This is a genomic window from [Clostridium] scindens, from assembly GCF_019597925.1.
Lineage (GTDB): Bacteria > Bacillota > Clostridia > Lachnospirales > Lachnospiraceae > Clostridium_AP.
In genome coordinates this window covers 3,847,592-3,867,806 of sequence record NZ_CP080442.1, presented here as the reverse complement: position 1 = coordinate 3,867,806, position 20,215 = coordinate 3,847,592, and the positions used below count along the sequence as shown (strand labels likewise).

18 protein-coding genes are annotated in these 20,215 nt (G+C 48.0%); 17 read left to right on the top strand and 1 reads right to left on the bottom strand.

Translation table 11 applies throughout. From position 1 onward, the window contains the following. Window positions 1-2: 2 nt before the first annotated feature. The 5 genes from K0036_RS18500 (at window position 3) to K0036_RS18480 (ending at window position 4,823) form a co-directional block, all read left to right on the top strand. Window positions 3-914: a PSP1 domain-containing protein gene (locus K0036_RS18500; RefSeq protein ID WP_025641097.1), complete on the top strand. Its 912-nt coding sequence runs from the start codon at window positions 3-5 to the stop codon at window positions 912-914. After that, the gene (locus K0036_RS18495; RefSeq protein WP_220430379.1) at window positions 904-1,644 is read left to right on the top strand and encodes a tRNA1(Val) (adenine(37)-N6)-methyltransferase; all 741 of its coding nucleotides are present in this window, start codon (window positions 904-906) and stop codon (window positions 1,642-1,644) included. Before K0036_RS18500 ends, K0036_RS18495 begins: the two co-directional genes overlap by 11 nt. 377 nt (window positions 1,645-2,021) lie before the next feature. Further along, window positions 2,022-2,720 (top strand): Rpn family recombination-promoting nuclease/putative transposase, encoded by a 699-nt coding sequence (locus K0036_RS18490; protein WP_244095272.1) that lies wholly within the window; start codon window positions 2,022-2,024, stop codon window positions 2,718-2,720. A gap of 10 nt (window positions 2,721-2,730) precedes the next feature. After that, entirely contained in the window at window positions 2,731-3,567 is an 837-nt protein-coding gene (rsmI, locus tag K0036_RS18485; RefSeq protein ID WP_220430378.1) for a 16S rRNA (cytidine(1402)-2'-O)-methyltransferase, read from the top strand. Window positions 3,568-3,710: 143 nt separating this feature from the next. Beyond that, on the top strand, window positions 3,711-4,823 hold the full coding sequence (locus tag K0036_RS18480) for an ABC transporter ATP-binding protein (protein WP_220430377.1): 1,113 nt from the start codon (window positions 3,711-3,713) through the stop codon (window positions 4,821-4,823). Between the two features lie 63 nt (window positions 4,824-4,886). On the opposite strand, the gene K0036_RS18475 is transcribed toward K0036_RS18480, so the two are convergent. Beyond that, window positions 4,887-5,543, bottom strand: coding sequence for a GntR family transcriptional regulator (locus K0036_RS18475; RefSeq protein WP_025641101.1), 657 nt, complete (start codon window positions 5,541-5,543; stop codon window positions 4,887-4,889). 505 nt (window positions 5,544-6,048) lie between these two features. Here K0036_RS18475 and K0036_RS18470 point away from each other — a divergent pair. The 12 genes from K0036_RS18470 to iolN all read left to right on the top strand — a co-directional run bounded on the left by K0036_RS18470 (window position 6,049) and on the right by iolN (window position 20,205). Continuing rightward, complete coding sequence (locus tag K0036_RS18470; RefSeq protein WP_049947257.1) at window positions 6,049-7,098, top strand: substrate-binding domain-containing protein; 1,050 nt, start codon at window positions 6,049-6,051, stop codon at window positions 7,096-7,098. 89 nt (window positions 7,099-7,187) lie between these two features. Next, window positions 7,188-8,738: a sugar ABC transporter ATP-binding protein gene (locus tag K0036_RS18465; RefSeq protein ID WP_310593069.1), complete on the top strand. Its 1,551-nt coding sequence runs from the start codon at window positions 7,188-7,190 to the stop codon at window positions 8,736-8,738. Between the two features lie 16 nt (window positions 8,739-8,754). Next, window positions 8,755-9,900 carry a sugar ABC transporter permease gene (locus K0036_RS18460; protein WP_220430376.1) on the top strand — a complete coding sequence of 382 codons (1,146 nt, stop codon included), beginning with the start codon at window positions 8,755-8,757 and terminating at the stop codon, window positions 9,898-9,900. Between the two features lie 14 nt (window positions 9,901-9,914). Next, on the top strand, window positions 9,915-10,385 hold the full coding sequence (locus tag K0036_RS18455) for a VOC family protein (protein ID WP_025641106.1): 471 nt from the start codon (window positions 9,915-9,917) through the stop codon (window positions 10,383-10,385). 12 nt (window positions 10,386-10,397) lie between these two features. Then, window positions 10,398-11,426 (top strand): inositol 2-dehydrogenase, encoded by a 1,029-nt coding sequence (iolG, locus tag K0036_RS18450; RefSeq protein WP_220430375.1) that lies wholly within the window; start codon window positions 10,398-10,400, stop codon window positions 11,424-11,426. A gap of 29 nt (window positions 11,427-11,455) precedes the next feature. Further along, window positions 11,456-13,441: an FAD-dependent oxidoreductase gene (locus tag K0036_RS18445; protein ID WP_220430374.1), complete on the top strand. Its 1,986-nt coding sequence runs from the start codon at window positions 11,456-11,458 to the stop codon at window positions 13,439-13,441. 21 nt (window positions 13,442-13,462) lie between these two features. Continuing rightward, window positions 13,463-14,644 (top strand): alcohol dehydrogenase catalytic domain-containing protein, encoded by a 1,182-nt coding sequence (locus tag K0036_RS18440; protein ID WP_049948220.1) that lies wholly within the window; start codon window positions 13,463-13,465, stop codon window positions 14,642-14,644. 4 nt (window positions 14,645-14,648) lie between these two features. Then, window positions 14,649-15,836: an MFS transporter gene (locus K0036_RS18435; RefSeq protein WP_220430373.1), complete on the top strand. Its 1,188-nt coding sequence runs from the start codon at window positions 14,649-14,651 to the stop codon at window positions 15,834-15,836. Next, window positions 15,833-16,903 carry a zinc-dependent alcohol dehydrogenase gene (locus K0036_RS18430; protein ID WP_220430372.1) on the top strand — a complete coding sequence of 357 codons (1,071 nt, stop codon included), beginning with the start codon at window positions 15,833-15,835 and terminating at the stop codon, window positions 16,901-16,903. The genes K0036_RS18435 and K0036_RS18430 overlap by 4 nt, the downstream gene beginning before the upstream one ends. Before the next feature lie 243 nt (window positions 16,904-17,146). After that, window positions 17,147-17,977: a sugar phosphate isomerase/epimerase family protein gene (locus K0036_RS18425; RefSeq protein ID WP_220430371.1), complete on the top strand. Its 831-nt coding sequence runs from the start codon at window positions 17,147-17,149 to the stop codon at window positions 17,975-17,977. Between the two features lie 27 nt (window positions 17,978-18,004). After that, window positions 18,005-19,066 carry a transaldolase family protein gene (locus K0036_RS18420; RefSeq protein WP_220430370.1) on the top strand — a complete coding sequence of 354 codons (1,062 nt, stop codon included), beginning with the start codon at window positions 18,005-18,007 and terminating at the stop codon, window positions 19,064-19,066. Between the two features lie 23 nt (window positions 19,067-19,089). After that, window positions 19,090-20,205: a 3-dehydro-scyllo-inosose hydrolase gene (iolN, locus tag K0036_RS18415; RefSeq protein ID WP_259283350.1), complete on the top strand. Its 1,116-nt coding sequence runs from the start codon at window positions 19,090-19,092 to the stop codon at window positions 20,203-20,205. Window positions 20,206-20,215: the final 10 nt, after the last annotated feature.

The following is a 20,215-nucleotide window of genomic DNA, read 5'->3' as shown; positions in this document are numbered from 1 at the left end:
ATATGACAAGAGTAATTGGAGTAAGGTTCCGTCCGGCCGGGAAGATATACTTCTTCGCGCCGGGGAAATATAATATTCATACAGGGGACAAGGTGATCGTCGAGACGGCCAGAGGCGTTGAGTTTGGCACGGTAGTCACCGGCCAGAGGGATGTAGAGGATGACAAGATCACCCAGCCGCTGAAGCCGGTCATCCGTATTGCTACCCAGGATGACATCCGCAAGGAAGAAAAGAACAGGGAAAAGGAAAAGGAAGCATTTGGCATCTGCCTTGAGAAGATCCGCAAGCATGGCCTTGAGATGAAGCTGATTGACGCAGAGTATACGTTTGACAACAATAAGGTGCTTTTCTACTTTACCGCAGACGGAAGGATTGACTTCAGGGAACTGGTCAAAGACTTGGCGAGCGTGTTCAGGACCAGGATCGAACTGAGACAGATCGGAGTAAGAGATGAGACGAAGATCCGGGGAGGCATCGGGATCTGCGGCCGTCCACTTTGCTGCAACACGTATCTGTCTGAATTCGCGCCGGTATCCATCAAGATGGCGAAAGAGCAGAATCTGTCCCTGAACCCTTCTAAGATATCAGGAGTATGCGGCAGGCTGATGTGCTGCCTGACCAATGAGGAGGAGACGTATGAAGAATTGAACAGCCGCCTTCCTTCTAATGGAGATCATGTAACCACGCCGGAAGGCCTGAAAGGCGACGTTCAGTCAGTCAATGTGCTGCGGCAGCAGGTGAAGGTCATCGTAACCCTGGATAATGATGAAAAAGAAATCCGTGAGTATAAAGCCAGCGAACTTAGATTCAAGCCAAAACGCAAGAAGAAGGATGTTAAACTATCCAAAGAAGAATTGGCGCAGCTAAAGGCGCTGGAAGAAAAGAATGGAGCGTCAAAACTGGATGATGAATAGTTTAAAGCCAGGAGAGCGCCTGGATGATCTGATGATTAAAGGATACGAGATTATACAGAGTCCGGGACGCTTCTGCTTTGGCATGGACGCCATACTTCTGTCTTCTTTTGCCACGGTAAAGAAGAACGAGACGGCGCTGGATCTGGGCAGCGGGACAGGAATACTTCCGATCCTGCTGGAGGCAAAGAATGAAGGGGCGCATTATACCGGCCTTGAGATTCAGGAAGAAAGCGCCGATATGGCCCGCAGAAGCGTTAGCCATAACCATCTGCAGGACAAGGTAGACATTGTCACAGGAGATATCAAAGAGGCATCCGCTATATTTGGGGCGGCCTCTTTTCATGTAATAACGACAAATCCCCCTTATATGATCGGCGACCATGGGCTGAAGAATGAAAATGAAGCCTTGTATATTGCCCGCCATGAAGTCTTGTGCACGCTGGATGATATTCTAAGGGAGAGCGCCAGGCTTCTGAAGCCGAAGGGTAGATTCTATATGGTTCACCGGCCATTCAGGCTGCCGGAGATACTTTCTAAGATGACAGCCGCTGGAATTGAGCCGAAGCGTATGCGGCTGGTGCATCCATTCGTGGATAAAGAACCCAATATGGTGCTGCTTGAAGGCCTTAGGGGAGGCAATCCCAGGATGAAAGTAGAGCCGCCGCTCATCTCGTATGAGCGGGATGGAACATATACGGAAGAAATGTTGAGAATATATGGGATGGACTAGAGAAAAGAACAGGGAGTGCCTGTTCTTTTGCTTTTGTTATGGATTGGGAGAAGTTCTGGCAAAAAAGACTTGAAAATCATGTTTTTACCTACTATACTGTTTCGTATAATATCTTTAAAATCTTATATTCATATTTGGCGTTCGCCATGTAAAGATTCCACAAGATGAAAATTAAAATAATTAGGAGGAAGTCAGCCTATGGGCAAAAGAAACAGTAATACGAAAAGTGCTGTAATGCCGCTTTCTAGAGAAGACTATCTGAGACGGCTAGCGGCCAGTAAAGTTCCGTTTAACATCCGGTTGACCAATAACTATGCGTTCCGGAAAACATTTAAAGACAAGATGGTGCTGAAGGGATTTTAGATATTAAGGTACACTTGAATAATTGTAAAAAAATAAATATAGAAATGCAGAATCGATATCAGGATGATTGGCCGGAAAGGAGTATTTTCTATAATTGCAGGATGTTTACAGAAGGATTTATCCATGGAAGTACCTATGGAGAGATAGAGCCATGCCTTCATGTGGGAATCCTTGATTTTAATCAGTTAGAGGATAGGGGATATCATCATAAGATTATGCTTATGGATGAGAGAAGCGGTGAATTGTATAGTAGTAAATTTATCTTCCATGTGATAGAATTAAAGAAATTAGAAGAGACATCCGAGGAAGAAAAGAAGCAGGAACTCTATCGGTGGGCGAGGATGATCGCAGCCAGAAGTTGGGAGGAGGTCTGTATGGAAGCAAAAGGAAATCCTTATATGGAAGCGGCAAAAGACGTGATGGACAAGATAAATCAGAGCGAAACAGAACGTTATCTATATCTGCGTCAGGAGATGGCAATAACCGATGAGAAGAGCAGGCTGATGACTGCAGAAAGAAAAGGTAGGGAAGAAGGAGAAATTCTTAAACTGATTTCTTTGGTTCAAAAGAAGTGCTTGAGGGGAAAAGCCTTGGAAGTAGTTTCGGAAGAACTGGAAGAGGACCCGGAAAATATCCGGGAAATTTATAAGGCTGCCAGCGAACATCTAGAAAATTCTCCAGAAGATATTCTGGAAATATTAAAAAGGGGCTAAAGGAGAAGACATGTCAGGAACATTATACTTATGCGCAACGCCGATCGGCAATCTGGAAGATATGACGCTTAGATGCATCCGCATACTAAAAGAGGTAGATTTGATCGCGGCCGAGGATACGCGCAACAGCATCAAGCTGCTGAATCATTTCGAGATTAAGACCCCTATGACTAGTTATCATGAGTACAACAAGATAGAGAAAGGCCACAGGCTGGTAGAACGGCTTCAAAGCGGGGAAGATATAGCCCTGATCACGGATGCGGGGACGCCAGGCATCTCCGATCCGGGGGAGGAATTAGTGCATATGTGCCAGGAGGCCGGAATCGCGGTGACTGCCGTGCCTGGCGCCGCTGCGTGTATCACCGCGCTTACCATATCCGGACTGGCTACCAGAAGATTCGCGTTCGAGGCTTTTCTACCGACCGATAAGAAGGAGCGCCAAGCCATATTGGAGGAGCTAAAAGGAGAGACCAGGACCATGGTTCTTTATGAAGCGCCTCATCGGCTGGCCAGGACGCTTAAGGTTCTCTATGAGGCTTTAGGCAACCGCAGGATCAGCGTATGCAGGGAACTGACGAAAAAGCATGAGACGGTATTTGCCACCACCATTGAGGATGCGCTTGACTATTACGAGAGCCAGGAGCCAAAAGGCGAGTGCGTGATGGTGATCGAGGGAAAGAGCCGCGAAGAGATTCGGGCAGAGGAAAAGGCCCGGTGGGAAGAAATGGACATTGAAGCGCATATGGAATATTATCTTGAGCGCGGCCTGGACAAGAAGGAAGCCATGAAGCAAGTAGCCAAGGACCGGGGAGTAAGCAAGCGCGATATCTACCAGGCGCTGCTGTAAAATTCTTCCTTGGTCAACTTGTATAGAAAACCAGAAAAAAATTGTTCAACTTGGGCATACCCCAAGTTGGACTTTTTTTATATACTTTGTAACAGAACGAAACGAAATCATAGATACGAAAGTATTTTTAGGAGGAATTCAAAATGGCAAGTTTATCACTGAAACATATTAACAAAGTGTATCCGAATGGATTTGAGGCGGTTAAAGACTTCAACCTTGAGATCGAAGACAAAGAGTTCATCATCTTCGTAGGACCTTCCGGATGCGGCAAATCTACAACGCTTCGAATGATCGCCGGCCTGGAAGAGATTTCTTCTGGAGAATTGAAGATTGGCGACAAGATTGTAAATGACGTTGAGCCTAAGGACAGAGACATTGCGATGGTATTCCAGAACTATGCCCTGTATCCTCATATGACCGTTTATGATAATATGGCGTTCGGCCTGAAACTGAGAAAAGTGCCAAAGGATCAGATCGACAAGATGGTTCGCGAAGCTGCTAAGATCCTGGACCTTGAGCCATTGTTAGATCGTAAGCCAAAGGCTTTGTCAGGCGGACAGAGACAGCGTGTCGCTATGGGACGTGCTATCGTGCGTGATCCTAAGGTATTCCTTATGGATGAGCCTCTTTCAAACTTGGATGCAAAACTTCGTGGCCAGATGCGTATTGAGATCTCCAAGTTGCATCAGAGACTGGGAACTACCATTATCTATGTAACGCATGACCAGACAGAGGCTATGACCCTTGGTACAAGAATCGTAGTTATGAATGCTGGTATCGTACAGCAGGTAGATACGCCTCAGACACTGTACGACTATCCTTGCAACCTGTTCGTAGCAGGATTCATTGGCTCTCCGCAGATGAACTTTATCGATGCTACATGCAAGGTAAAAGGCGATAAGGTATGGCTTGTTGCAGGTCCTTCCGAGATCGAGCTTCCTCCGGCAAAGGGCAAGAGGCTTATTGAAGGCGGCTACGACGGAAAGGCGGTAGTGCTTGGAATCCGTCCGGAAGATGTTCATGATGAGCAGATGTTTATTGAGGCATCTCCGAACACGGTAATCGAAGCTACCATCCGCGTATATGAAATGCTTGGCGCAGAAGTATATCTGTACTTTGATTATGAAGGATCCAACATGACTGCAAGAGTTGATCCAAGAACGACAGCGAGAACGGGAGATACAGTCAAGTTTGCGCTGGATGCTGAGAAGATCCATGTATTTGACAAAGAGACAGAATTGACCATTACAAACTAATTCAAAAATAGCAAGCCCCCCTGGATGCAATCCAAGGGGGCTTTTTGCAGGTGGGCCTGCCTGCTATTGATAGCCTAGATAATATTTATTAAAGTGATACTTTTTAGCGTTGGAGATATGCTCTCTCATCAAACTCTCTGCGAGATCGCTGTCTGAATTGCGAATCGCCTGAAGGAGTTTGTGATGGTCGTCTAAAGACTGGCGGGTGATATTAGTGTCTGCTTTTAAGACGATCTGGCTGGAAAGCTCGATCAGAGAATTGACGGTTTTCTCTATTCGCTCATTCTGGGAAGCAGACAGGATGCAGCGATGGAACATCATATCATGCTCCATGGCCTGGGCGGAATTCCCCTCCTTGAAGCAGGCAGTCCCTTTCTTTAGATATCCATCTAATTCCTCCACGATAGAATCGGTAACGCGCATTGCGCACAAACGTGCGGCCATGCCCTCTAATGCCTCGCGCATTTCGTAAATCTGCAGCACATCATCTAATCCAATCTGAGACAGAAAAAATCCTTTGCCTTTTATAAAGTTAATGAATCCTTCGTTCTGGAGCCGCTGTAGCGCTTCGCGTACGGGCGTGCGGCTGTAGCCATATTTATTGCAAAGAGATACTTCCGTGAGAGGAGTATCTGAAGAAAACTCGTTACCCATTATAGATTTTTTGATATCAGCATATATCATATCTGTCTTGCTTAATCTTTGTGCAGCCAAGTCCATGGTTACCACCTCCTGTTTTAATCATAGTATAACATATAAAATACAAGTTGTGCAATAGTTGTATACATTAAAAAGCCATAAATATAAAAATATCTTGCAGAATACACAAAAATAGATTCAAAAAAATAGTAAAATATCATAATGTTTTGCGACAAGTGGCTAAAATAAAGCAAAACGGATTGACAAAATTAAGGGTAGTATGTATACTAAATGCATACAATAGATAGAAAAAAGACCCCGAATGAGAAGTATATATTGACAATGCAGGCTATAAATGGAATCGGGCTGATCAGCCCGGAAGGAGTAAGAAGTAGTATATGGCGGCATCTAAGAAAGGGCCTTGGTCTTGCATCCAATGCTGTCGATAAGATTAAATGCATGACTTTAAAGCGTCCGTCCCGGGAATTCTTGAAAGCCTTGCCATGCTGTTTCTTATAAGTTTTGCACATGTTAAGTTATGCATTGCCTATTATTACTAAATAAAACAAAAGGAGGAAAGATGAAAATGAAAAAACGATTTAACCAAGTGCTATCAATAGCGGTGCTATTGTGTCTTCTGCTGACGGCCTGCTCTACGCCAGCAAAGGATGAAGGAGACAAGGATGCGAAAAAGGATGGGGATAAGCCTTTGATAGGAGTGCTGTTCCGTACCCTGGCAGAAGAAAAGTGGACAAAGGAAAAAGATATGATGATTGAATTGGCGGAAGCAAAGGGATACGATGTTGTGTTCCAGTCTGCTAATGATGATGTGAGCAAGCAGCTAAGCCAGTGCGAGAATCTGCTGGCACAGGGGTGCGACGCTCTTATCGTGCTTCCGGTGGATGATGGCTCATCGGAGCCTATCGTAGAAAAAGCCCATGCGGAAAACGTGCCGGTGATTTCCTATGATCAAATTGTTCTGAACGCGGATCTGGATTATAATGTTACGTTCGATTCTACAGAGGTTGGCAAGAAGATGGCGTCCTATGCCGTAGATAAGGCTCCTAAGGGAAAGTACGTTCTCCTTTGTGGCGGCCAGGCTTCAAATAACGCAACGCTGATCAAAAATGGCTGGCATGAGGTGCTGGATCAATATGTGGAATCCGGAGATATAGAGATCGTATACGAACAGTTCTGCGATAACTGGTCGCCGGAGATTGCGCTGCAGTATGCGGAAGATGCGCTGACTGCCAACAATGATGACATTCAGGCAATTCTTTGTGCCAACGATAATATGGCAAATGGCGCAATACAGGCTTTGACGAATAAGAATCTCCAGGGAAAGGTTGTTGTAACCGGACAGGATGCGGATCTGCTGGGCTGCCAGAATATTGTAAAAGGCTTTCAGTCGCTGACTGTATATAAGCCGAGCAGCGCATTGTCCAAGGCCAGTATGGAAGCGGCGTTTGCACTGATAGAAGGCAAAGAAGTGGAGACGAATTCCGTGATGGATAATGGATATAAGGATGTGCCCACGATTGCGCTGGAAAGTTTTGCTGTGGATAAGGATAATATTGACGATACGATAATTGCAGACGGCTATCAGACAAAAGAAGAAGTGTACGAAAACGAATAATGGCTAGGCAGGCTGTGCCCAAAGGCGTTTTCTGACAACGCTTTGGGCTCGGCCTGTTTTATTAAGACACGCTTGTGAGGAGAATTCTTATGGAGAAAAGCATGGAAAAAAATATCCTGGAAATGAGAGGGATCAGCAAGTCGTTTCCGGGAGTAAAAGCGTTGGATAACGTCTGCCTGAAGGTGAAGTATGGCGAGGTTCATGCTGTCTGCGGAGAAAATGGAGCGGGGAAGTCTACGCTTATTAAGATTCTGAGCGGAATCTATCCGAAGGGTTCCTTTGAAGGAGAACTGATTGTAGAAGGCAGGCAGAGGCAGTTTGCGAATGTGCGCGAATCCGAGGATGCTGGTATTGCCACGATATATCAGGAAATCGAGCTGATACAGGAACTGTCGATAGCGGAGAACATATTTCTGGGAAGGCAGCCGAACAGATTCTCCGTAATTGACTGGATGAAAGTGCAGGCAGAGGCGCAGGAAGCGCTGAAAGAAGTGGGAATTACCGTGGATTCCATGACCAAGATAAAAGAACTTGGCGTGGGACAGCAGCAACTGGTAGAGATAGCCAAGGCGCTGCAGCGCAATGCCAAAGTGCTGGTGCTGGATGAGCCTACTGCTTCGCTATCGGAAGGGGAAGTAGAAATACTGTTTACGATTGTAAATAAACTGAGAAGGCGAGGCGTCTCATGCATCTATATTTCCCACCGCCTGGACGAAGTATTTGAATTGGCGGATCGAGTCTCCGTGCTTCGTGACGGCCAGTATATCGGTACGGAGGACGTGGCAGATATCACAAAGGATAAGCTGATCAATATGATGGTGGGGCGGGAACTTAAGAATCTGTTTCCAAAGGAGAACTTTGAGCGCGGTGAGATTGGCTTCGAGGTAAAGAACTTGACGGTATATGACGCGGTAGAAAAGAATCGGCGGCTAGTCGATCATGTCAGTTTCTGCGCGCGGTATGGGGAGATCCTGGGAATAGCGGGGCTCGTGGGAGCGGGCCGTACGGAGATGATCCAAGGCCTGATCCGGGCACTTCCCGGAAAGACCACGGGGCAGGTATATATTGATAAGAAAGAGATGAAAATTAATAATCCGATAGATGCGATCAGGTGTGGGATCGGATATGTCCCGGAAGACAGAAAAGGCGCCGGCGCAGTATTGGGAATGAGCATAAAGGAAAATATCACGCTTGCAAGCTTAAAAAAGATATTCCGGATGTTTATCAATGGGAGCAGGGAGACGGCGGAGGCCGACAAGTATGTTTCCTATCTCCAGATCAAGACGCCCTCGATCGAGCAGAAGGTTGAGAACCTGAGCGGAGGCAACCAGCAGAAAGTAGTAATTGGCAAATGGCTGCTGACCGACTCGAAGGTTTTGATACTAGATGAGCCTTCCAGAGGGATAGACATAGCTGTGAAGGCAGAGATATACAAGATTATGAACGAACTGGTCAAGCAAGGAGTAATTGTAATTATGATATCTTCAGAACTGCCTGAGATATTAGGGATGAGCGACCGGATAATCGTAATGCGTGAAGGAAAAATTGTTGCTTGTGCAGACCGTAATGAGATGAACCAGGAAGTGATTATGAAATATGCGACTGGTTCCGGATCAGATGAAACTGCACATTTGGCATAGAGACAGAGGTGAAAAAATGACGGTGAATAAACAAAAAGTACAAAATTTGAATCGGATGCGCTCATTTACGATGGTCCTTGTATTCATTATATTGGCATTCTTCCTGCATATATTGACAAAAGGGCTGTTCCTGACAGAGCGGAATATCTCCAATCTGGTGCGCCAGATGGCTACCACCAGCATACTCGCCGCCGGAGTGTTCTTTCCGATTGTAACAAAGAATATTGATATGTCCGTAGGGTCTATGATGGGACTCCTGGGTGGTATATGTGCTCTTTCCCAGTTGAAATGGGGATTTGGAGTTGTAGGCTCTATCGCATTCGTGGTTGTAATAGGAATATTGCTGGGAATATTCCAGGGGATACTGATCGCGTATGCGGATATCCCGGCTTTCATTGCTACGCTGGGCGGATATCTGGCATGGAGAGGCGTGCTGTATCTGATTACGGGAAGCAAAGCGGTATCAGTTACTAATCAGGCATTTGTCAGCATCGGAAGGGCCAACTTAAGGCAGGAATTAGGGTGGGCATTGGCTGCGCTTGTCGCGGCAGGATTCGTTGTATCCACCCTGATGCGGCAGAAAGCGAGAATCCGTAATGGGCTGGAGCCTCTGCCAAAGTGGAAGACGGCGGTTCGAATTGCCGCTTCTGTTATCACCTCATTTGGAATCGTATGGTATCTAAACCGGTATGAAGGCCTGCCGATTCCATTCCTTATTATGCTGGCGGTTGTCGCGCTGTTTGGATTTATTGCGGAAAAGACAACCTATGGGCGCAGCGTATATGCGATCGGAGGCAGCATGGAGGCGGCAAGATATTCGGGAATCCCGGTGAAACGCAACGTTATGCTCGCATTCGCCATCAGCGGCAGCCTTGCGGCCGTGGCATCGGTCGTTCTGACTGCCCGCATCAATTCTGCCACCCCTTCCGCAGGGGTTATGGGAGAGATGGATGCGATCGCCGCCGCGGTAATCGGAGGCGCCAGTCTATCCGGAGGCGTTGGCAAGGTATCGGGAGTCATCATAGGAGCCTTGATCATGTCTAGCATTGACAATGGCATGAGCCTGATGAATGTAGACTCGTCCTGGCAGTATGTAATTAAGGGCATCGTGCTTGTGGGAGCAGTTTTTATTGATGTGATAGGCAATAAAAAATCATCTTAAAGGAGGCGTGGGAGATGTTTGACGCACAGAGGCTGGTACAGATCGGCGTATGCGTAAAGGATCTGGATGAGGCTATGGAGTATTATAAAAAGAACTTCGGAATGGGACCGTTTGCCATTATGGATTCGGATGTAGAGGCCGCTAACTATTACGGGAGAAAGCGTCCCCAGCATAACCGGCTGGCGCTGTGCAAGCTGGGGCCGGTTGTCTTTGAACTGATCGAATGCTTGTCCGGCGACTGCGTCCATGCAGATTTTCTGGAAGAACATGGAGAAGGCGTTGACCATATATGCTTCCAGGTGGACGATCTGGAGAAGGAAATCCATAATTTTGAAGAAAAAGGATTCCGATATATCGAAGGAGACGCAAAAGAAGGATTTGCTTACATTGACGCAGACAAGGTCGGCGGGATGAAGGTGGAGATGGTGGATTATGATATGATGGCCTTTTACGAGAGGCTATTAAGGGAGCAGACGGAAGACTAGGAGGTGTCTATTATGGCGAGGACTGTGAAACTGGGAATGATCGGCGCCGGAAGAATGGGGCGCGTACTTGCGGAGAGCGTCGTGCGCTTTGCGGGAAATGTAAAGATTAAGACGGTTGCGGACATATATATTGATTCCGTGAAAGACTGGGCGAAAGAAGTAGGGATAGAGAATGTGACCGCAGACTATCGGGAGATCCTGGAAGATCCGGAAATAGAAGGGGTCATGATTACGACGACTACCGATCTTCATGCCAAATTCATCAAAGAAGCGGCTGAGGCGGGGAAGCATATCTTCTGCGAGAAGCCGATTGATTTCGATGTAGAGCGTATTTTAGACGCATTAAGAGTAGTAAAGAAAAATAATGTAAAACTGCAAGTCGGATTTAATAAAAGATTTGATGAGGATCATAAGAAAGTGCGGGAAATGATCCGGGAAGGCAAGATCGGAGATCTGCATATCATTAAGAGCACCAACCGGGATCCGGCCCTGCCTACGCTTGATTATCTGAAGCGATCCGGTGGTTTTTACCTGGATACTTCGATCCATGATTATGACCTGATACGCTACCTTTCCGGCAGCGAGGTGACTGAAGTGTATGCCATGGGAGAGACGAACTTCTTTCCTGAGTTAAAAGAAATGGGAGACGTGGATACTCTGGTGATTATCATGAGGCTGGAGAATGGGGCAATTGCGGTGATTGACAACAGTCGGCAGGCGGTATATGGATTTGATCAGAGAATCGAGGCATTTGGCTCTAAGGGATGCGTGAGGACGGAAAATAAGGTGCCTACGTCTACGCTGCTCTATACAGCCGATTCGGTAGAAAGCGAAAAGCCACTGTACTTTTTCCCTCAGCGTTATGAACGGACGTATGGAGAAGAGATATCCCGATTTGCAGAGGCGATCGCGGACGATACTGAGACGCCTGTCACTGGCATTGACGGACTGCGCCCTATGCTGATCGGCCTGGCGGTCAAGGAGGCACTTCAAACCGGCGCTCCGGTAAGGGTAAGGACGCTTGAAGAACTGAACATATAAAGTGATATTGGAAGAAAAGAGGGATATGTATGAGCAGCATTAATGAACCTATCAGAATCGGAACTATGCTTGTGAAGAACCGGACGGTGCTTCCGCCTATGAATTCGAATTATTCTAACGAACTTGGCGGAGTTACGCCGCAGATGATCGAATTCTATGCGGACCGGGCCAAAAAGGGCGTGGGGCTAATGGTGATGGAGGCACTTTCCGTGGTGCCGGAGCCAAAGAACCATGGCGTTCAGCCGATGATCTATGATGAGAAATATGTGCCGGGCTGGTTTAACCTGACGGATCGGGTGCACAGCTATGGCGTAAAGATCTCGGCGGAATTAGCCCACTATGGCTCAGAAGGAGCGATCGGGAGAAAGGTATCTTCTTCCAATGTCAGCCATTATGTAGACGAGCCGGTCCACGCGATGACGCTTGAAGAAGTAGAGGACTGCGAGGATCAGTTTGCCGAGGCCGCATATTGGACAAAAATAGCAGGATTTGACGCGATTACCCTACATGCTACGCATGGCTATTTAATGTCCCAGTTCTTGTCCCCTGTCTATAATAAGCGGAAGGACGAATATGGGGGCAGCCTTGAGAACCGCCTTCGCTTTATAAAGAATGTGATCGATAAGACAAGAGCCAGAATTGGCGCGAAATTTCCAATCATGGTGAGGATATCTTCGGACGAATTCTTTGCGGGCGGTATTGAGATTGATGAGGCGGTGCAGATTGCGATGATGCTGGAGCAGTATGGCGTGGATGCCATAGATGTATCGACGGGAATGACGGCTTCCTATATATTTAACATCAGGCCGTACAGCCTGACGCCCCTGGAAGGATATAACATTGAAAATGTAAAGCGGATTAAAGAAGCGGTAAAGATTCCGGTCATCTATGCGTGCGGCATCAGGGAACCCCAGATGGCAAGAAGCATCGTCTCGGAAGGAGTGGCGGATATGGTATGCTTCGGCCGGCAGCTGCTGGCGGATGACAGATATTGCCTGAAGGTGCTGGGCGAGGATGAGGAGCCGGTCAGATATTGCCTCTCCTGCCAGGAATGCCTGACGAAGATGACAATGGGCAGAAGCCTTAGATGCGCGATCAATCCCTGGACCGGAAGGGAGTGGATCTGGAAAGATGAGCCGCAAAAGGCTGATGCAGCGAAAAAAGTGGTTGTAGCAGGCGCGGGCCCCGCGGGGATGGAAGCTGCGCTTACAGCCGCGAGAAGAGGCCATGACGTTACGCTGTATGAGAAGCAGGAGGCGATCGGCGGGACTTTGATCGCGGCAGCCGTTCCACCGGGAAAACAGAGGATAAAAGACTTGATTCGCTACTATGACTGCCAGTTGAAGAAGGCCGGAGTCAAAGTCGTGACAGGGCGGGAATATACTTCGGAGTTAATGGATCAGGAAAAGCCGGATGCCGTAGTGATCAGTTGTGGCGCAGAATTTATGAGAGTTATCAAAGGCAGCGAAGGGAACAATGTCATCACTGCCGTGGAGGCGCTTACGGCTCCGGAGCGGGTAGGCCAGAATGTGGTGATCATTGGAGGCGGCGTATCCGGATGCGAGACGGCAGAATATTTCTGCGATGAAGCGGTAGAGATCGAATACAAGAGGATCAAGAATTTCAACGAAGACATTGAATACGGAGCCAGAGTAAGAGAAGGGGCGAAGCCGAAGAATATTGCTGTGATAGAGATGCTGCCGCAGCTGTGCGCTGATATGGATTCTTACAACCGTGCGACCATGATGATCAAGTTAAAAGAAAACGGAGTAAGCCAGTATGTCAGCACTCGAGTGGAAGAGATCGCTGAAGGAAGCGTGACGCTGAAGGATATGGAGACGGGGAAAGTCTTTGAACTTGAGGCGGACACGATTATTCTGGCGGCAGGGCTAAGGCCCAGGGAATTAAAGGCAGAGCCGGCTGGCGCGAAGGTATACTATGCAGGCGACAGCGGTCAGATTGGCAAAATTATTGACGCGGTCTATAATGGGCGCTGCGTCGGGATGCGGATATAAGAAGAATGGAGGCAGAATGCTATGAAGATGAAAGCGTTGGTTGTAAATGCAAAAAGAGAGCCCAAGCCCGGGTATGTGTTTGACGAATTCGAACAGCGTACCGGCATCGTGAGAAACGGCGCAATGGTTTGGAAGGATGCTACATATGGAATCCAGGAAATTGACGTGCCGGAAGTAGGACCGGATGATGTGCTGATCAAGGTTGCCTCATGCGGCGTGTGCGGTTCGGATGGACATGTTCACGAAAAGGATAAGGATGGCTATATTAACTTTGCGTGGCTTACCCGGTTTCCGCTGATTCCAGGACACGAATTCTGCGGGGAGATCGTGGAAATCGGAAAGGACGTAGATACATTCAAGGTAGGGGATTATGTGACGGCAGAGGAGATGCAGTACTGCGGATATTGCGAGGAGTGCCGCACATATCATTTTAACCAGTGCAATAACCTGCTTGAGCCTGGTTCTACGATTCCGGGAGCCATGGCTGAATACATCAAGGTGAATAAGAAGTTCGTGTGGAGCATTAACGATATCGTGGAAGCGTATGGCGTAGAAGAGGGCCTTGAATTGGGGGCATTGGTGGAGCCTACTGGTATCGCGTACAATGGAACCATTATCAAGTCCGGGGGAATCAAGCCGGGCACGTACGGCGCGGTCTACGGAGCGGGCGCGATCGGCCTGGGGTGCATTGCGCTTATGAGGCAGGCTGGCATGGCGAAGATATTTGCGTTTGAAGTAAATGAAGAAAGGCAGCGCATGGCGAAAGAGTTTGGCGCGGATTACGTCTTCAATCCGGTGGAATTATCGAAACAGGGCATTGGTTCCAGAGAGGTGATTATGGAACATACCCACGGATGGGGATGCGACCTGCAGATTGAAGCGGCGGGCAAGCCGGATATCCTTTATCCGCAGATGTCCTTAAGCGTAGCGGCAGGAGGAGCCATTGTAAATATCGCGCATAGTCCTAAGAATGACGCCGCGCCGGTAAACGTAGCGCAGATGATCTGGAGAAATGGCAGGGTTACCGGCAGCAATGGACACGCAGGAGATGCGATCTTTAAGAATGTCATCGGCCTGATCGCGTCCAGGCGATTTGACTATAGAAAACTGATTACAGGAAGATATACTCTGGACGAGGCAGAGCAGGCGATCATCGACACGCAGAAAGCCTCGGGAGGCAAGAACCTGATTAAGATGAGATGATGCTATGAATAAGAAGAAGGTTCTGGCAGGAACGCTGTATTGCCTGATGATGGCATACGCTTTTTCGGTCACGGCTGTTGGGCCGCTGCTTCCGGTTCTTATGGCAGACTATCAGATTCCGCTGCGGGAGGCCGGCCTATTCTCGCTGTTTCAGGGTGGGGGAGGAATAATTGGCCTGCTGCTGGGCGTAATGTTTGCCTCCTATATCCGTCTGGATCATATGGTAAAGGCGCTTGCGGGCATCTACTGTGCCTCGCTGCTTGCGCTGGGGCTTAAGATGGCCTTCCTGGCAATGCTTATTCTGTTTTTTATAATTGGAGCGAGTACGAAACTGCTGGATTCAACTTTAAATGCATATGTCAGCGAACTTTACCCTGCAGACAGTTCGAAGCATTTGAGCATCCTGCATGCGTGCTTTGGGATGGGGGCCTTGCTGGCACCGCTTATCATTGCGTTTCTGCTAGAACGAAATATGCCTGCGAGAAGGGTCTTTGCGGCGCTGGGCATAATCTGCCTTGCGATACAATGCGCGTATTACGGGGTCCAGAGGGCCTGCCCGCCGCCAGCGAAGACGGAGCCATTAAAGCCTGGCCAATTATGGGAAGTTTTGAAAAATAGGCACATCCTCTTCCTGTGCCTGTGTGTGATGAGTTATACCGGCTTCTCTTGCGGATGTTCCATGTGGGTTCCGTCTTATATGAAGAGTTGTCTGGGGGCATGTACGACAGAAGCCAATTACCCGATATATGCCTTGTGGATGGGAATTATCCTGGGGAGGCTGTTCTGCGCCAGATATTCGCAGAGATTCAACGCATACCGCTATATCATCGGCGCGAATTTGCTGGGCGGGGCGGCTATTATCGGCGCAACGGCGCTGGATGCCGTCTTGGCGTATATATCGGCCTACTTCATTGCCGGATTTACGGCAGGCGGCGTGGTGCCGATTGCCGTTGCGATTGCCAATGGAAGGTACCCGGCGTATAAGAGTTCGGTATCAGCCATTATTACGCTGGCGGCAGCAGTTGGATTTATGCTGTTTCCGTCGCTGGTGGGAGTGGTTGCGGAGGCTGATTTCTGGCGAGGAATAGGCTTGCTGAATATTTTTCCGGTGTGCATAGCGGTCTGCATGCTTATGGCGGGCAGAGCCGCAAGGAATTATAAAAACGAAAATGAAAGGAGTAACAGATTATGAAATGTAAACAAGCTCTTATGTACGGACCAAAAGATCTAAGAATAGAGGAGGTGGAACTTCCCGAACTGCTGCCGAATCAGATCCTGGTCAAATTGGGCGCCTGCGGCATCTGCCAGTCTGATGTAGAGTGCTTTGAGGGGAAATCCGCGGAGGGACGTTATGATATTGCGCCTTATACGCCAGGGCATGAGTGGGCAGGCGAGGCAGTAGCGGTTGGAAGCGCGGTTACGTCCATTGCGCCGGGAAATAAAGTGGTAGGAGAGTGCGCGCTGGCCTGTTTTAACTGTGCGAACTGCAAAGATGGAAAACTGCCGTCTGCCTGCCTAAATATGCGGGAGGTAGGATTCCGCCCGGATTCTCCTGGCGGCATGGGAGAGTATCTGATCCTGGAAGAGGCTTATCTTCATGTGATACCGGATGACTGGACCTATGAACTTGGCGCCTGGGTTGAGACATTCAATGTCGGGTATGGCGGCGTGTGGTATAATGGCTGCAATCCCGATGCATCCGACACGGTAGCGATCATTGGAGGAGGGCCGATCGGGCTATGTGCAAGCATGGTGTGCGCCGAATCAGGTGCTACCGTTATTGTGATCGATCCTTTGGAGGCACGCAGAGAGAACGCGCTCCGCTATGGAGCCAATCTGGCGGTGGATCCTACGGCCGCGCCTGTGGAGGAGCAGATCAAGGAACTTACGAATGGAAGAGGAGCGGATGTGGTCATTGAATGCTCGGGGAATGATGTAGGAATTGCCTCCCTGTTCGATATTGCCGGACAGAGCGCAAGAGTGGGCGTAATTGGGCATTCTATTGGACGCAAGGTTCCTGTAGAGATTGGAAAAACAATCTGGAAGACGATGCGGATTGCAGGCGTGGCAGGCCCTGAGAGATGGTTCCCAAGGACAATCCGATTCATGTCTAAGATTAAAGATAAGTATGATTTTGCGGCATTGAATACCCATCATTTTGATTTTGAAGATATTCACGCTGCGTTTGATATGGCGGCAAATCATAAGGATATTGCCCGCAAGGTTATGCTTACGTATAAGGGAATGGAAAACAAGTAAACTAAAAAAGAGAGACTCCGCCTGGAATCTCTCTTTTTTATACAAACATAATGTATACTTTTAGTATTTTATAAAAATAAATAATTTAAAAATAATTCACGAATAATTGAAAGATAATTTGTACAACTGCCACAAAACGCTTAATAATATAGTAAATTCGTTGACAAAACAAAAGCGTAATTGTATACTTATTGCATACAATACATCGAATGATATGAATCTCAATTAAAGGAGGAGCATTATATGGACGAAGAGAGAAAGAAGGCCAGATTCAAGTTCAGCGTAGCAAGCTCAGTCAATCCGGCCAGGAATGAGCCGGTCCTACTGACGGATGAGTTAATAGAAAATGTAAGATTGGCAGCAGAGATAGGATATCCGGCTTTGGAGATCCATGTTCAGAATCCTGAAACCGTTAATGTTGAAGAATTAAAGGCCACATGCAAAAAATACAACATCAAAATCTCCGGGATCGCGACTGGGCTTGCATACGCAAAAGAAGGACTTTGCCTGATTCATGAAGATGAAAAGATACAAAGAGAAGCGGTAGAGCGGCTGAAACGGTTCGTCGACCTTGCAGCCAGGATAGACAGCTGCCTTCTGATAGGGCGTCTGAAAGGCGATATCAAGGATATGGAAGAATATGACCGATGGGAAGCGGTTCTGGCAGAGAATCTGAGGCAGGCGGCAGATTACGCAAAGAAAAAGGGAGTAACGCTGATGCTGGAGGCCATCAACCGGTATGAGAGCAACTACATGAATAAGGCTGGAGAGATTACGGACTTTATCCGGCGTTATGAATTGCCAGCTACCAAGGTTCTTATGGATGTTTTCCATATGAATATAGAAGAGGCGTCGATCGAAGATAGTATCAGGAAAAATATCGATGCATTGGGATATTTCCATATTGCGGACAGCAACCGCATGTATCCGGGGGCAGGACATGTTGAACTTAAACCGGTCTTTGACGCGCTGGCCGATCTTGGATATGAAGGTTATGTAAGCCTTGAGTGCCTGAGGATTCCGGATGGGATTACAGCGGCAAGAGAAGGACTTAAGTATCTTTTAGAAGTTTAGGCCAGACAGATGAAAGGAGAAAGAAGAATGAAAACACCATTATACTTGACATCCCAGACAGGAAAAACGGATGTGTGGAATGACTCGTGCTCCATCGAAGAATTGAACTATGCGATTGGAAATGGAGCAGTTGGGGCAACTACCAATCCAAGCATCGTCCTTAATGTCTTAAAGAAGGAGATGCCTTTATGGGAAGGAAGAATCCATGAACTGATTCGGGAGATGGCGGATTCCACAGAGGATGAGATCGCCTGGAAGCTGATTGAAGAGATGGCATGCAAAGGCGCAAAACTGCTGCTGCCAGCGTTCGAGGAGTACAAAGGACAAAAAGGGCGTCTGTCCATGCAGACCAACCCAAAGTATTACCGCAATGCAGAAAAGATCACGGAGCAGGCGGTTCACTTTAGTACTCTGGCGCCTAACATTCAAGTTAAGATACCTGTCACAAAAGCAGGAATCGAAGCGATTGAGGAAGCAACCTATCAGGGTGTGAATATTAATGCCACCGTAAGTTTTACGGTGCCGCAGGCAATCGCGGTGGCAGAGGCGGTGGAACGCGGGCTTGACCGCCGTAAGGCCGAGGGACGTGGTACAGAAGGAATGACGCCGGTGTGTACGATCATGGTAGGGCGTACGGATGACTGGATTAAGGATGTAGGCAAGGCGTCCGGAGAACTGATTGATCCGGAATGCTATGAATGGGCAGGCGTAGCGGTGGCGAAAAAGGCATATAGAATCTATCAGGAGAGAAAGTATCATACCCGTCTTCTATTCGGAGCGCTGAGAAATCATTATCATTGGAGCGAATTTATTGGCGGCGACCTGGTGCTTACGATCGCATATGGATGGCAGAAGAAGATTAATAGCAGCAGGATCGCCGTAGAGAACAGAATAGACAACCCTGTAAGACAAGAATATGTTGACACGCTGTATGAGCGATTCGAAGATTTCCGCAAAGCATACGATGAGGATGGCATGGCGGCTGAGGAATTTGATGACTATGGCGCAACAAGGAAGACCCTGAAATCATTTCTGGATGGATATGCGGAACTGGCTGCCCTGATCAGAGGTTATATGCTGGTAAATTAATTATTATTAAGGAGGATAAAATTATGCAGGAAACAAAGTGGTACACAGTGGAAGAGACCCCGTCAATCGTATTCGAGGATACAAAGGTAGGGAGAATGAAAAAGGAAATCTGGGATGCCAGCGAAGAGGAGATAGATGCAATTCTGTCTGAATATGAGATTCCCTCCCCTTCCGAATTAGGAACGCCAGGATGCTATATCCAGAATACGCCCCGATGCCAGCAGATTGAAAAACGCCGTAAGAACGATATCGTGCTGGTACCGATCGGATCAACGGAGAATCATGGGATGCATCTGAATACGGGCCTTGATACCTTTAATGCCAGCCAGATTATCGAAGGCGTCAGAAGGTATACTGCCAAAAAAGGATGCGAAGTCAATCTTGCGTTCAGCCCTCTGAATTATGGCGGACATCCGTATCATCATATTGGAATGCCCGGCACGGTCATTATGCCGGATGATGTTGTCAAAGAGAGCGTGATTGCCATGATGGCAGGGCTATGGAATGACGGCTACCGCAAGATTATTCTCGTAAATAACCATGGGCAGACCTGGAATCTGGAAGGAGCGATTCAGGAATTCTGCAAGCGATATCAGCTGCCGGGCATCTACCAGCTGGTAGAATGGCATCGGGCAGTAAGGGAATTCTTTATTCCGGTACATAAAAAAGACAGTATGGAAACCCATTTCGTCCATGCGGATGAGGCTGAGACAGCCTGCGGCTTATTGATGTTCAAGGACATGATCGATATGAGCGCGGTAAAAGATGCATGGGGCGAGCCACTTCTTCCGGACGGATGGATTGATAAGTCCTGCGATACCCTCCGCCGCGGAGCCACCTGGGCGCAGAGCCAAGGACATAATACGATTGAATGGAAAGCCACGCCCGGCGGCGTGATTGGCACGCCATCCATTGCCACGGCCCAGAAAGGAAAGCGTCCGATTGCGGCGATCCTCAGGTATCTTACGATTCTTTGCGAAGAGATACTAGAGGCCTATCCTGCAGGTACGGTTCCTCCGACGGAAAAGGTGACCATGCGCAAGGAAGAGGAGATAGAGCCTTGCCTGAAGGAGCCGGGAAGCGAAGGGTGGCAGCCGATTGATACGTTAAAACGCACAGGATTCTATGAGCATCTGTAGGATAGACAGG

Excerpts from the sequence above, each read along its gene's own strand:
- K0036_RS18500 (WP_025641097.1), top strand. The coding sequence starts at position 3 with ATGACAAGAGTAATTGGAGTAAGGTTCCGTCCGGCCGGGAAGATATAC.
- K0036_RS18495 (WP_220430379.1), top strand. The coding sequence starts at position 904 with ATGATGAATAGTTTAAAGCCAGGAGAGCGCCTGGATGATCTGATGATT.
- rsmI (WP_220430378.1), top strand. The coding sequence starts at position 2,731 with ATGTCAGGAACATTATACTTATGCGCAACGCCGATCGGCAATCTGGAA.
- K0036_RS18480 (WP_220430377.1), top strand. The coding sequence starts at position 3,711 with ATGGCAAGTTTATCACTGAAACATATTAACAAAGTGTATCCGAATGGA.
- K0036_RS18475 (WP_025641101.1), bottom strand. The coding sequence starts at position 5,543 with ATGGACTTGGCTGCACAAAGATTAAGCAAGACAGATATGATATATGCT.
- K0036_RS18470 (WP_049947257.1), top strand. The coding sequence starts at position 6,049 with ATGAAAAAACGATTTAACCAAGTGCTATCAATAGCGGTGCTATTGTGT.
- K0036_RS18465 (WP_310593069.1), top strand. The coding sequence starts at position 7,188 with ATGGAGAAAAGCATGGAAAAAAATATCCTGGAAATGAGAGGGATCAGC.
- K0036_RS18460 (WP_220430376.1), top strand. The coding sequence starts at position 8,755 with ATGACGGTGAATAAACAAAAAGTACAAAATTTGAATCGGATGCGCTCA.
- K0036_RS18455 (WP_025641106.1), top strand. The coding sequence starts at position 9,915 with ATGTTTGACGCACAGAGGCTGGTACAGATCGGCGTATGCGTAAAGGAT.
- iolG (WP_220430375.1), top strand. The coding sequence starts at position 10,398 with ATGGCGAGGACTGTGAAACTGGGAATGATCGGCGCCGGAAGAATGGGG.
- K0036_RS18445 (WP_220430374.1), top strand. The coding sequence starts at position 11,456 with ATGAGCAGCATTAATGAACCTATCAGAATCGGAACTATGCTTGTGAAG.
- K0036_RS18440 (WP_049948220.1), top strand. The coding sequence starts at position 13,463 with ATGAAGATGAAAGCGTTGGTTGTAAATGCAAAAAGAGAGCCCAAGCCC.
- K0036_RS18435 (WP_220430373.1), top strand. The coding sequence starts at position 14,649 with ATGAATAAGAAGAAGGTTCTGGCAGGAACGCTGTATTGCCTGATGATG.
- K0036_RS18430 (WP_220430372.1), top strand. The coding sequence starts at position 15,833 with ATGAAATGTAAACAAGCTCTTATGTACGGACCAAAAGATCTAAGAATA.
- K0036_RS18425 (WP_220430371.1), top strand. The coding sequence starts at position 17,147 with ATGGACGAAGAGAGAAAGAAGGCCAGATTCAAGTTCAGCGTAGCAAGC.
- K0036_RS18420 (WP_220430370.1), top strand. The coding sequence starts at position 18,005 with ATGAAAACACCATTATACTTGACATCCCAGACAGGAAAAACGGATGTG.
- iolN (WP_259283350.1), top strand. The coding sequence starts at position 19,090 with ATGCAGGAAACAAAGTGGTACACAGTGGAAGAGACCCCGTCAATCGTA.